The organism is Pseudolysinimonas sp., from assembly GCF_044239695.1.
GTDB lineage: Bacteria > Actinomycetota > Actinomycetes > Actinomycetales > Microbacteriaceae > Pseudolysinimonas_A.
In genome coordinates this window covers 1-13349 of record NZ_JBIIAW010000086.1, presented here as the reverse complement: position 1 = coordinate 13349, position 13349 = coordinate 1, and the positions used below count along the sequence as shown (strand labels likewise).

Here is a 13349-nt window from a genome sequence, read left to right as displayed (position 1 = left end):
GCGCGCAGGCGACGCGCCGCCTGATCGACCACGACGCTCACCAGCACGGCGACGATCACGAAGATGACCAGCGCCAGCAGGTGGAGGGGCTCGGCGATCGTGACCGCGTACAGCGGGTCGACGAAGAAGAAGTCGAGCAGCAGCCCGGCCGCAACCGCGGCGACGAGCGCGGGCCAGATCCCGCCGATGAGCGCGACGACGACGACGAGCAGCTGGAACGCGAGCACGTCGCTCGTGATCGATTCCTCCGAGCGCACGGCCGAGAGGCCCCAGGTCAGCAGCGGCAGCCCCGCGACAGCCGTGACGAATCCGGCGAGCCGACGCTGCCAGGACAGTGCCGCCGCGATCGCGGGGAGAGTCCGCGCCCCCGCCTCGGCGTGGGAGACGATGTGCACATCGATGTCGCCGGAGAGGCGGATGACCGTGCCGGAGGTCCCCGACCCGCCGAGCAGCGACGCGAGCCGACCCCGGCGGCTGACCCCGACGACCAGCTGGGTGGCGTCGACGCTCTTCGCGAACTCGACCAGGGCCTCCGGGACCCGCTCCGACACGACCTGGTGGAACGTGCCACCGAGGGTCTCCACGAGCGCGCGCTGACCCGCGAGGATCGACGGGTCGGGGTCGGCGAGTCCGTCGGGACTCGTGACGTGCACGGCGAACAGCTGCCCGCCGCTCGAACGGGCGGCGATGCGGGCGCCGCGGCGCAGCAGGGTGTCGCCCTCCGCCCCGCCGGTGAGGGCGACGACGATCCGCTCGCGGGCCTCCCAGGGCGCCGAGATGCCCTGTTCCGCCCGGTACTTCTTGAGAGCCGAGTCGACCTCGTCGGCGAGCCAGAGCAGAGCGAGTTCGCGCAGGGCGGTCAGGTTGCCGAGCCGGAAGTAGTTGCTGAGGGCGGCGTCGACGCGAGCGGCCGGGTAGATCAGGCCGTCCGACAACCGGCCGCGGAGCGCCTGCGGGGCCAGGTCGACGAGCTCGACCTGGTCGGCGTCGCGGAGCACGGCATCCGGGATCGTCTCGCGCTGCACGATGCCGGTGATGCCCTCGACGACGTCGTTCAGGGACTCGATGTGCTGGATGTTGACGGTCGAGATCACGTCGATGCCGGCATCCAGCAGCGCGGCGACGTCCTGCCAGCGCTTCGCGTGCGGCGAGCCGGGGGCGTTGGTGTGGGCGAGTTCGTCGACCAGGGCGACGTCGGGTCGCCGGTCCAGCACGGCGTCGAGGTCGAGGTCGTCGAGCGTGACGCCCCGGTGGTCGACGACCCGCCGGGGGAGCACCTCCAGCCCGTCGAGCAACGCGGAGGTGGCCGCGCGACCGTGGTGCTCCACGACCGCGACGACGACATCCCGGCCCTCGGCCCGCAGGCGTCGGCCTTCCTCCAGCATCGTGAAGGTCTTGCCGACGCCCGGAGCCGCGCCGAGCAGGACGCGCAACCGGCCTCTCGCCATGCGCTCAGTCTGCCCCTGTTCCGGTCGACGCAGCCTCGGCGAGCGCGACGTTCAGCTCGAGCACGTTGACGGTCGACTCTCCGAGGTAGCCGAGGTCGCGGCCCTGCGTGTGCTGCTCGACGAGGGCGCGCACCGCTGCCGCCGACAGACCGCGGGCCTCGGCGACCCGGTCGACCTGGAGGAGGGCGTACGCGGGGGAGATATGCGGGTCCAGTCCCGAGGCGGAGGCGGTGAGCGCATCCGCGGGGATGTCGGCGGGGTCGACCCCGTTGAACGCGGCGATCGCGGCGCGGCGTTCCTCGATCGCGGCGATCAGGTCGGGGTTCTCGGGTCCGTAGTTGGAGCCGCTCGACGCCGCGCCGTCGTAGCCGTCGCCGGCCGCCGAGGGGCGGGGCTGGAACCACTCCGGCAGGGGGGTGCCGTCGGCGTCGCTGAACGACTGTCCGATCAGCGCGGAGCCGACCACCCGATCGTCGACGACCACGAGGGAGCCGTTCGCCTGGGCGGGCAGGAGCAGCTGCCCGACGCCGAGGACGACGAGCGGGTAGCCGAGCCCGAGGACGACCGTGAGGACCAGGAGGGCGCGGAGTGCGGTCCAGGTCTGCCGGAGCGGGGCGGTGGTGCGTGCCATGATGCGTGTCTCCTTGGGAGGGCTCTAGAAGCCCGGGATGAGGCTCACGACGAGGTCGATGAGCTTGATGCCGATGAAGGGGGCGACGATCCCGCCGAGCCCGTAGACGAGCAGGTTGCGGCTGAGGATCTTCGACGCCGAGACGGCGCGGTAGGTCACGCCGCGGAGCGCCAGCGGGATGAGGGCGACGATCACGAGCGCGTTGAAGATGATCGCGCTGAGGATCGCCGAGGCGGGCGAATGCAACTGCATCACGTTGAGGACGGCGAGGCCGGGGAACGCCCCCACGAACATCGCCGGAATGATCGCGAAGTACTTCGCGAGATCGTTCGCGATCGAGAAGGTCGTGAGCGACCCGCGGGTGATGAGCAGTTGCTTGCCGATCCGCACGATGTCGATGAGCTTCGTCGGGTCGGAGTCGAGGTCGACCATATTGCCGGCCTCCTTCGCGGCCGCCGTCCCCGTGTTCATCGCCACGCCGACATCCGCCTGGGCGAGCGCCGGGGCGTCGTTCGTGCCGTCGCCGGTCATCGCGACGAGGCGGCCGCCGGCCTGCTCGCGCGTGATGAGGTCCATCTTGTCTTCGGGCGTCGCCTCGGCGAGGAAGTCGTCGACCCCGGCCTCGGCGGCGATCGCTTTCGCGGTGAGCGGGTTGTCTCCGGTGATCATCACGGTGCGGATGCCCATCGCCCGCAGCTCGGCGAACCGGGCGGGTAGACCCTGCTTGACGACGTCCTTGAGATGGATGACTCCGAGCACTCGCGTCGAGCCGCCCGACTTCTCGGCCACGACCAGCGGCGTTCCGCCCGACTGCGAGACACCGGTCACGAGGTCGTCGAGTCCGGCCGGGGTCTGCCCCGCCCAGGCGGCGATCATCGACCCGGCGCCCTTGCGCACCTCCCGACCGTCGGCGAGGTCGAGGCCCGACATCCGGGTCTGCGCCGTGAACGGCACGATCACCGCCCCCGCGGGCGCCTCGACCGCACCACCCGCGAGCGTCACCACGGAGGCGCCCTCGGGAGTCGGGTCGCCGAGCGACGCCAGGCGCGCGACATCCCGGAGCTCGTCGGCGGAGACCCCGGGGAGCGGGAGGAATTCGCTCGCCTGGCGGTTGCCGTAGGTGATCGTGCCGGTCTTGTCCAGCAGCAGCGTGGTCACGTCGCCGGCGGCTTCGACGGCGCGACCCGACATCGCCAGCACGTTGCGCTGCACCAGCCGATCCATCCCGGCGATGCCGATCGCCGAGAGCAGGGCGCCGATCGTCGTCGGGATGAGGCACACCAGCAGCGCGACGAGCACGGGGATGCTCGTCGGCTGTCCGGCGTAGGACGCCATCGGATTGAGCGTCAGCACGACCACCAGGAAGACGATCGTGAGGCTGGAGAGCAGGATGCTGAGCGCGATCTCGTTCGGCGTCTTCTGCCGGGCGGCGCCCTCGACGAGTCGGATCATCCGATCGACGAAGGTCTCACCGGGCTTCGAGGTGATCTTCACCAGGATCCGGTCGCTCAGCACCCGGGTGCCTCCGGTGACGGCGCTCCGGTCGCCGCCGTGCTCCCGCACGACGGGCGCCGACTCGCCCGTGATCGCCGACTCGTCGACCGAGGCGATGCCCCAGACGATGTCGCCGTCGCCCGGGATGACCTCGCCGGCGGTGACGACCACGACATCCCCGAGCTTCAGGTCGGCGGAGGAGACCTCGTCGGCCGGTGCGGTCGCGCCGTCCGTGCCGTCGACCCAGGAGCCGAGGCGGTGGGCCGGGGTGGCGGTGCGGGTGGCGCGCAGAGTGGCCGCCTGCGCCTTCCCGCGCCCCTCGGCCACCGACTCCGCGAGATTCGCGAAGATCACGGTGATCCAGAGCCAGACCGCGATGCCGGCGGTGAAGCCCGGGGGGAGCTCGGCCGAGCCGCCGCCCTGCTCTCCCAGGAAGGGCTCGGCGATCGCGATCACCGTGGTGAGTGCCGCCCCGGCTTCGACCAGCAGCATGACCGGGTTGCGCCACATCCGGCGCGGATCGAGCTTGCGCAGCGCCCCCGGCAGCGCGGCGAGCAGCTGCCGCGCCGAGAACGCCGACGCGGCCTGGGGGGTGGTGACGGTAGTCATGACAGTCCTTCGGCGAGAGGTCCGAGCGCGAGCACGGGGAAATAGGTCAGGGCGGAGACGACGAGCACCGCGCCCAGGTGGAGACCCACGAATTGCGGACGGTGGGTCGGCAGGGTGCCGGCGGTGACCGGCGTGCGGTCCTGCGCCGCGAACGACCCGGCCAGGGCGAGCACGAAGACGATCGGCAGGAACCGGCCGAGAAGCATTGCGACACCGAGCGCGGTGTTGAACCACGGGGTGTTCGCGGTGAGGCCTGCGAACGCCGAGCCGTTGTTGTTGGCGGCGGACGTGAAGGCGTAGAGCACCTCGCTGAAGCCGTGCAGTCCCGGATTCCAGATCGAGGTGCCCTCGACGTCGGCGCGCACGGCGGGGATCGCGAACGACAGCGCCGTGCCGGCCAGCACGAGCACGGGCGTGGTGAGGATGTAGAGCGACACCAGCTTGATCTCGCGGGGCCCGATCTTCTTACCGAGGTACTCGGGCGTGCGCCCGACCATCAGGCCGGCGACGAACACCGCGATGATCGCGAGCACGAGCATGCCGTACAGTCCGGAGCCGACGCCGCCGGGGGCGGTCTCGCCGAGCATCATGTTGACGAGCGCCGTGCCGCCTCCGCCCGCCGTGTAGGAGTCATGCATCGAGTTCACCGACCCCGTCGAGGTGAGGGTCGTCGAGCCGGCGTACAGGGTGGAACCAGGGATGCCGAAGCGCACCTCCTTGCCCTCGAGAGCACCGCCCGCGAGCTCGGGCGCGGTGCCGGCCCCCTGGAGTTCGAAGGCCGTCATGACGCTGACGGACGCGACGTAAAGCGCGACCATCGTCGCGACCACGGCGTAGCCCTGGCGCACGTCGCCGACCATCCGGCCGAACGCCGCCGGCAGCGAGAACGGGATGACGAGGAAGAGGAAGATCTCGAACAGGCTCGTCCACGCGGTCGGGTTCTCGAACGGGTGCGACGAGTTCGCGTTGAAGAACCCACCGCCGTTCGTGCCGAGCAGCTTGATCGCCTCCTGACTGGCCACCGGGCCGCCCGGGATGCTCTCGGTTCCGCCGGCGAGCGTCGTCACCTCCTGGAACCCGGCGAGGTTCTGGATGACGCCTCCCGCGAGGAGGACGACCGCGGCGACGACCGACAGCGGGAGCAGCAGGCGCAGGATGCCACGCGTCAGGTCGACCCAGAAGTTGCCGATCGTGCCGGTGCGTCGGGTGGCGAGGCCGCGGATGAGCGCCACGGCGACGGCGAGTCCGACCGCCGCAGAGAGGAAGTTCTGCACCGCCAGGCCCACGAGCTGCACGGTGTAGCCGAACGTCAGGTCGGGGGAGTAGGACTGCCAGTTCGTGTTGGTCACGAACGAGATCGCGGTGTTGAACGCGAGGTGCTCGCTCGCCCCGGGGAACCCGAGCGACGCCGGCAGGAACTCCTGGAGGCGTTGCAGCGCGTACACCGCGAGGATGCCGAGAAGCGAAAATGCGAGCACCGACCGCAGGTAGGCGGGCCAGCTCTGCTCGGCGGATCCGTCGACGCCGATGACGCGGTAGAAGCCGCGTTCGGCCCTCAGGTGCCGCGGCGAGGTATAGGTGCGGGCGAGGTAGTCGCCGAGGGGGCGGTGGACGATCGCGAGGGCGATCAGCAGGGTCGCGAGCTGCGCGACGAAGAACAGCCAGTTCGTGCCGGACGCGTCCATCTCAGAAACGCTCCGGCTTCAGCAGAGCAGCCACCAGGTAGGCGAGAGCGGCGATGGCGAGTACGGCGGCGAGGATCTCGAACCCGGTCACAGTCGCTCCGCCCCCTTGCCGACGGCGGCGACCAGCGCGATGAGCGCGAGGATGCCGGCGATGAACACGACGTCGAGCACTTGCGTTCTCCTTCGATTCGAATGCGATTCGATCGAGTGAACGCCAGCGCGAGCGGGTTCGCGCCGATCCTCACGGAATCCTCACGCCAGGCGTGCAAGTCCGCGCGGAAACCTCACGGTCTGCGGGCGAGACACCGGGTGACGCCTGAGCGGCGTCACCCGGTGCTGGTTAGCCGATCGGCGTCCAGGGACCGTACTGGTCGCCGGGGGGCTGATTGCGAGTCCACCACTTCGCCTCGTACTGCTGCCCGGAGTAGGTGACACGGTCCCCGGCGACGTAGATGTCGCTCGCGGTCCATGCGGCCGGACTTCCGTCTTCGGGCGCGGCGGCGTTCTCGCGCCAGGGGCCGTTGGCGTCCCCCGGCTGCTGGTTGCGCGTGTACCACTGCGCCGTCCACGTCGTGTCGGCGTAGCTGACGACGTCACCGGCCTCGAAGATTCGCGAGGCGGTCCAGACCGCGACCCCGTCCGGAGTCGTGGCGATCTCCTGCCACGGTCCGGTAGCGTCGCCCGGCTGCTGGTTCTTCGTGTACCACGACGCGATGAACAGGGCTCCGTTGCTCGTGACCTGATCACCGGTGTCGTAGACGATGGTCGAGTTCCACGCCGGCACGACCCCGTCGACCGACGCCAGGTAGAGCACGATCTGCAGCGCGGCCGCCGCGACCGCGTCGCCGCTGGCCCCGGCCTCTCCCGCTTGCGCCGCGAGCGCGGTCAGAGCTGCGACCGCGCCGGGTTCGTCGCCCGCGCTCAGCCGCTTCATGGCGAGGTCGAGCTTCGCGGTGAGCGCGGCGGTGGTCGCGCTCGAGGCGCCGAGACCGGCGATCGAGTCTCGGATCCCCGAGATCTCGGCGTCGAAGCCCGCGAAGTACCAGCCGTCTGCTCCCGCGATCCCGGCTCGACCGCCGGTGATCCCGTTGTAGCCGCCCCAGTAGTACTCGTACGGACTCTGGGTGCGACCGTCCGAGACGGCGAGGGCGTACGGGTCGGTATCGAGTCTCTCGCTCTCGGCAGCCGTCAGGGTCGAGGTGCCGTAGAAGAAGTCGGAGAGATACTTCCCCTCGATCGCCCCGGGCGCCACCCCGTGCGGGTCGCCCGACGAGATGTAGACGCCGCTGTTGAACTTGACGAAACGGGACGGGTCGAGGCCGAGGTTGGCATAGACCGATTTGGCGATCTGCAGGCTCATGTTGTCGGTCGTCGAACCGTCGTTGTAGTCATTGAGATTCGTGTCGATGATGATGCCGCGCTCGGGTGCGAGGGTGGCGACCAGCAGGGACTGATCGAACGGGAGCCGGCTGTAGCCCCCGTAGGAGTACGACCCCTCCTCGTGCTCGTACATGTGGCCGTAGGGCATGAAGTGGCGGAACAGCTCCGTCTCGCGCACGCGGTTGTGCCGGTAGCTGTTTCCAGGACCTTCGGTGCCGTGGGCGACGATCGACTCGGCGCCGGGGTTGTCATACGCCGTGCCGGTGAAGTCGTACTCCTGTCCCTGAGCGTTGTAGCGCCAGTTCGCCGGGCCGGTGGCCCCGGCACCGCCGGCGACGACGAACTTGATGCGCTCATCGAAGACCGCGGCGACGAAGGCGTTCTTGCCGCCGATCGAGAAGCCCTTCGCCACACCCTGCGTCGGGTCGATCTTCGCCGCGAGTGCGGAGTTCTGAGCGACAGCCAGTTCGAGGGCGTCGAGATAGACCGACACCGCGGTGGCGTTGGCGATGAGGATGCTCGAGTCCGCCGATGTGCTGTTCCGGACGTAGGGGAACAACGTGTAGAAGGTTCCGGTGCGGTTCGGGGTGCCCCACGCGCCGTTGTCGGAGCGGCTGTCGAACGCCCAGTTCGGGAACGGCACGTTCGCGATGCCGTTGGCGGTGTAGCCGCCGCCGAAGGCCACCGCGGCGCGCTCGCCGGACGGAACCGCTGACGGCATGGTCACCGTGATCGAGATGTTGACCGGTGCGCCGCCAGAGTAGTTGGTGTTGGTCGGCACCACTTGCGCCGTAACGGTGGCGTTGCCGCTGCCGGTGTAGCCGTTCGTGAGCAGGTTCACCGTGTAGTCGGTTCCGTGTCGCGGCTTATAGCCGTACTCGTAGAACTGCGCCAGTTCGAGGATCTCGGCCTTGCGCTCCTCCCACTCCGCGGCCGTCGTCACCTGACCGTTCGTGCCCTTGGTCGGGTCGAAGAAGGTGAACGCACTGGGCAGCGTCGGGATGGACGGCAGATCGTCCGGGTCGGGGAACGTGGTGTCGCCCCAGCGCAGCGCGGCGAACGCCTCGCACACCTCCCGCACGGCGGATTCCTTCTGCGCGCGCGTCGCCGTCGGGCTGTCGCGGATCGCGAGGTAGGCATCCTTGGCGGCGATCATCCGAGCCTTGGACTCCGGCGTCCAGACCTGACTGCTGTCGCCGGCGTCGGTCGAGGCCGTGCCGTTGCCGGAGCCTCCGGGGTTGTTCTTGGAGTTCCAGAAGCGGATGTTCTCGTCGGCACGCCATCCGCTGTACGCGGGAGCCTCGTCGTCGTCCTTGCCCGCGAGGGTCACCACGCCCCAGTCGCGGTTCCGCACTCGTTCGCCGTTCGGCAGGTTGGAGTTGCCCTCGCGGCCCGCGAACGCCTGGGTCTTGCTCCAGTAGGTGAAGGACTGCCCCTGGTCGAAGATGCCGAACTCGAGCCCGACCTGAGTCCCGTCCTTCAGCTCGCGGTCCCAGGCGTCACCCCACCCTTCGATCTGCAACGCGACCTCGTAGGTGTAGTTCACGCCCGACCCGGCCGAGTACCCGGAGGACTCCGCGGCGTTCAGTCGCGTCGAGTAGTCCTGGTTGGCGGGGTTGAAGAACGATCCCAGCGACGGGATGCCGGCGTTGTTGAACGACGCCACCGACGTCAGCGCCGGGTTCGCCCCGAGGAAGAACACCCCTTGCGTGTCGGTCTCCAGACCCCATTGATCGTTGAACACATCCATGAAGACGAACAGTCCGTCGGTGGTGGGGGTATATGCGGCGCTGGTCCAGTTCGGGGTGCCGGTGTCGGACTTGGTGGAATCGCCGACGACCTCGACGAGGGCGTAGAGCACGGGTCCGTCCCAGAGCAGCCGCACGGTGCCCTGAGCAGACCCGCCCGGCCTCTCCGCCGTCATCGTCGGGGTGAACGCGTTCTCGATGGGGTGCGGTGTCGCGTCGTCCCACGCGTCTTCGCGGATGCCATCGACGGTGATCGGCTCGCTCGTGAATATCGCGTCCGCTTCTGCGCGGGTGGCTTCGACTTCGTAGCTCTGGTTGTTGCCGCCGGTGGGCGAGTAGCGCTCGAGGATGTTGGTGTTGTTGATGAACGGCTTGTCGCCGTTGCGGTCGTAGGGGTAGCCCTCGCCGGCCGCTGCGGTCGCCGGGAGCGCTGCTCCGAGGACGAGCGCCGCAGGGATCAGGACGGCGAGTGGTCGGGAGATTCGCTTCACTTCAGATGCTCCATCTGTGGAGGTGGTGCCGCCGTCACGGGTGACGGCGGCAGGGGCGACCGCCGTGCCGTCGCCCGACGCGGGCGCGACGGTGCGTCCGTGCCTGACGGGGCTCGAGGTCAGGAGGGACGGCGCGACGACGTCGCGAACGTCCATGCCGGCCGCGGAGGCCGGATCGATCGGTGCGCCCTGCGGCGGCTAGCTGTGCACGGGGGCACGAGCAGAACGCGTCATTGCGCCTCGCTTTCGAGTCGTGGTGCGGGATTCCGCCGTTCACGCCGCGTTCGGGTCGACTGTGTGAAACCGCTTTCTCGGAAACTAGCAGCGGCGCGGAACACGTGTCAATCGAGGATTCGACGGGCGCACCACCCGTCCGGTTATCGTCATGAGAGTGACGGGCGTGCGCATCTCGGGGATCGTCGCGCTCGTGATCGCGAGCATGCTGTGGGGCACGACCGGCGTGACCGCCACCTTCCTGCCCGACGGCGTCAGCCCGCTGGCGATCGGCGCGGCCACGATGGGGATCGGCGGCGCCCTCCTGTTCCTGACCGCGCCTCGGCTCTCCTCGGGGGTGTTGCGCGATTCGGTGGGCCGACGCTGGGCCGCGATCGGCGCGATCGGCGTCGTGGTCTACCCGCTCGCCTTCTACTCCGGCATGGATCTCGTCGGCGTGGCGGTCGGCAACGTCGTGGCCCTCGGCTCCGGCCCGGTCTTCGCCGCACTGCTCGAGCGTGCCGTCGAACGCGCGGCGCTGTCGGCGCGCTGGCTGGTCTCGACCGCGCTCGCGGTGCTCGGCATCACCCTGCTCGCGGTCGGCCGCGAGCAGGGTGGGGATGCCGGCGGATCGCCCGGACTCGCGGGGCTCGGAGTCGTGCTCGGACTCGTCGCCGGGCTCGCGTACGCCCTGTACACCTACGCGTCGTCGCGCGCGATCCGGTCCGGGCATCCGTCCCGCGGCGTGATGGGCGGGATGTTCGGACTCGGCGCCGTCCCGCTGCTCGGCGTCCTCGCTGTGCTCGGCGGGCCGCTCCTGCAGTCGCCGACCTCGATCGGCCTCACCGCCTATCTCGCCCTCGGACCGATGCTCGTCGCCTACATCCTGTTCGGTGTGGGCCTGCGTTCGGTACGCAGCTCGGCGGCGACGACCATCACCCTGCTGGAGCCCGTCGTGGCAACGGTGCTCGCGGTACTCGTCGTCGGGGAGCGGCTCTCGGCCCTCGGTTGGGTCGGATTCGGGCTCGTGCTCGTCGGACTGGGCGTGCTCGTTACGGCTCGTCGCACCGCGCGGATCGCGTCGACCCACCTAGAATCCGACACATGACCGACGTACCACCGGGCAACGGCCGGCCGGGGGACGACCCCGAGCCGTATGTTCCCTCGGGCGTTCGCAGGTCGTCGTTCACGCCTCCGGCCGCCGACGCCGAGCAGCCCGCTTTCGACGACGACGCGCTCGCCGACGCGCTCGCCGCGCAGGTGTCGTCGTACACCGCGCCGATCCCGGTGACGCCGCCGTCCATCGCGGTCGTCACCGAGCCGTCCGCTAACACCGAGCCGTCCGCTAACACCGAGCCGTCCGCTAACACCGAGCCGCCCGTTGCTGCCGAGGCGCCCGCCGCCGAGACGTCGACCACCTCGACCCTCGAAGCGATCGAGCGGCTCGAGCAGGAGTTGCGCCGCCGCGCCGAGGAGTCCCAGGCCGTGGCGTCCGCTGCATCAGCCCCCGTGCCGATCGTCGCCGCGCCCGAGCCTCCGGTCACGGGTGGCCCCTTCGTCCGGGGCGACTCGGGAATGCCCGACGCGCCCCTGTTCCCGGCACCGCCGACCTTCCTGCGTCCGGCGCCTCCGGAACCCGTCGCACCCGAGCCCCTCGCACCGGAGCTCGTCGCGCCGGAGCCGGTCGCGCCGCCGACCTGGGGTCCGCCTCCGCTCGTCGAGCCGCCCGCTCTCGTGGAGCCGCCGCAGGTCGTCACCGGCTCGATCCCGGTGCCGTCGTTCGGCCCACCGGCCCCGGCCCCGACTACTCCCGAGGTCCCCGCGTTCGGCGTGCCACCCGTGACGCCTCCCGTCGACCTGCCGCCGCCGCCCGGGAACCCGGACTTCGCGCACCTGCCGCCCCCCATCGGCATCGAGCCGGCCGCGCTTCCGCCCTATGACCCGAGCACGGATGTCGCGGCCGTGCCCACGCCGGCGCGTGGGACGGCGTTCGACCTCCCCGCACCGGCGGGAGCGCTCGCGCCGCCGCCGACCGACTTCGACGCGCTGCTCGTGCGCGGACCGGCGACGTCGGCACCGCATCCCGACGACCTCGGGCCGGACGCCGCCAGCGCCTCCTCGTTCGCCCCGGCGTCCGAGGAGGACGAGGCGGTCGACGAGATCGACCGGGCGTTCGGCGGTGGCGCGATCGCGGTCGACTCCACCGGTGCCGTCAACGTGGTGCACCCGCCCTCGCAGCCGATCCCGACCGCGCGTCTCGCCGACGACGAGCCCGGGCTCGTCGACGAGGAGCCGGAGTCGCATCCCGCGCTCACCGTCGAGTCGGCGGGTCCCGAGCCCACGGCTCTGGATCTGCGCGCCGGACGCGCCGCTCGGCTGTTCTGGCTCTGGTTCGCCGCGAACTCGTCGGTCGTGACCCTGTCGCTCGGTGCCGTGCTGTTCGGGCTGGGGATGAGCCTGCGCCAGGCTCTCGTCGCCATCCTGATCGGCGTCGCGCTCTCGTTCCTCCCGCTCGGCCTCGTGACACTCGCCGGCAAGTGGAGCGGCCAGCCGACGATGATCGTCTCGCGGGCGACCTTCGGCCTGGTCGGCAACGCCCTGCCGGCGGTTCTCGCGCTCGTCTCGCGCGTGTTCTGGGGTGGGGCCCTGCTCTGGATCCTCGCGGCCGGCGTCGCCGGCGTGCTCGTCGACGCGGGGCTGGACGCGGGCCTCGGGGAGCAGATCTGGACCTTCGTCGGGCTCGGAATCGGGTTCGCCCTGACGTTCGTGATCGCGATCTTCGGATACGGCCTCATCGCCCGCGTGCAGCTGGTGCTGAGCATCCTGACCGGACTTCTCGTCGTCGGAGTGGTCGTCATCACGTTCCCGCGGCTCGACATCGCCGCCGCGCAAGGCATCGACGACGGACCGTGGTCGCTGCTGATCACCGGCATCGTGCTGGTCTTCAGTTTCGTCGGGCTGGCCTGGGTGCATTCCAGCGGCGACGTGGCGCGCTACCAACGCACCGACAGCGACGGCGGCTCGTCGATGCTCTGGGCGACCTTCGGCGCGACGCTGCCCGCGTTCATCCTGGTCGCCTGGGGTGCGTTGCTCGCGGCTTCCGACCCGCTCATCGCCGACGGGCTCGCGACCAACCCGCTGTACACGATCGCGGCCCTGCTCCCGCTCTGGTACCCGGCGCCGCTCATCGCCGCGCTCTCCCTCGGCCTGCTGTCGGGCGCCGTGCTGACGATCTACTCGGGCGGCTTCGCGCTCCAGTCGCTCGGGGTCCGGCTCCGGCGCCCGAGCACGACGGTGATCGCCGGAGCGCTCGTGCTCGCCGCCGCGCTCGCCCTCGTGCTGCTGGTCGGCGACGCGCGCTCGCTCATCCGCGAGATCGCGACCACGATCGCGGTGCCGGTCGCGGCCTGGGCCGGGATTTTCGGGGCGGAGATGATGATCCGCCGCAACGGCTTCGCGCCGAACGACCTGCTGCGCCGCGGCGGCATCTACCCCGCCGTGCGGTGGGTGAACCTCGTCGGGCTCGTCGCCATCGCGGCGATCGGCTTCGGTCTCACCTCGGCGGCGCTGCCCGGCCTCGACTGGCAGGGCTACCTGCTGCCGTTCCTCGGGCTCCCCGGCGGCGACCCGCTGCTGACCAGCGACGTCGG

General features: G+C 70.6%; 8 protein-coding genes. 2 read left to right on the top strand and 6 right to left on the bottom strand.

The features are described from left to right. From ACILQS_RS12420 to ACILQS_RS12395, 6 genes are all read right to left on the bottom strand, one after another. Nucleotides 1-1448 (bottom strand): DUF4118 domain-containing protein (locus tag ACILQS_RS12420; protein ID WP_395640444.1); only part of this gene is annotated, 1448 nt, incomplete at its 3' end. A gap of 4 nt (nt 1449-1452) precedes the next feature. Continuing rightward, a complete protein-coding gene (gene kdpC, locus ACILQS_RS12415; RefSeq protein ID WP_395640443.1) occupies nt 1453-2079 on the bottom strand; it encodes a potassium-transporting ATPase subunit KdpC in 627 nt (208 codons plus the stop codon). A 24-nt stretch (nt 2080-2103) separates the two neighbouring features. Further along, nucleotides 2104-4182 carry a potassium-transporting ATPase subunit KdpB gene (gene kdpB / locus ACILQS_RS12410; protein ID WP_395640442.1) on the bottom strand — a complete coding sequence of 693 codons (2079 nt, stop codon included), beginning with the start codon at nt 4180-4182 and terminating at the stop codon, nt 2104-2106. Continuing rightward, a complete protein-coding gene (gene kdpA / locus ACILQS_RS12405) occupies nt 4179-5867 on the bottom strand; it encodes a potassium-transporting ATPase subunit KdpA (protein WP_395640441.1) in 1689 nt (562 codons plus the stop codon). The genes kdpB and kdpA overlap by 4 nt, the downstream gene beginning before the upstream one ends. Before the next feature lies 1 nt (nt 5868). Further along, on the bottom strand, nt 5869-5958 hold the full coding sequence (gene kdpF, locus ACILQS_RS12400) for a K(+)-transporting ATPase subunit F (RefSeq protein ID WP_395640440.1): 90 nt from the start codon (nt 5956-5958) through the stop codon (nt 5869-5871). Nucleotides 5959-6207: 249 nt separating this feature from the next. Beyond that, a complete protein-coding gene (locus ACILQS_RS12395) occupies nt 6208-9642 on the bottom strand; it encodes a carbohydrate-binding protein (protein ID WP_395640439.1) in 3435 nt (1144 codons plus the stop codon). 235 nt (nt 9643-9877) lie between these two features. Here ACILQS_RS12395 and ACILQS_RS12390 point away from each other — a divergent pair, with 235 nt between their 5' ends. Continuing rightward, entirely contained in the window at nt 9878-10807 is a 930-nt protein-coding gene (locus ACILQS_RS12390) for a DMT family transporter (protein WP_395640438.1), read from the top strand. After that, nucleotides 10804-13349 (top strand): cytosine permease (locus tag ACILQS_RS12385; protein WP_395640437.1); only part of this gene is annotated, 2546 nt, incomplete at its 3' end. The genes ACILQS_RS12390 and ACILQS_RS12385, both read left to right, overlap by 4 nt.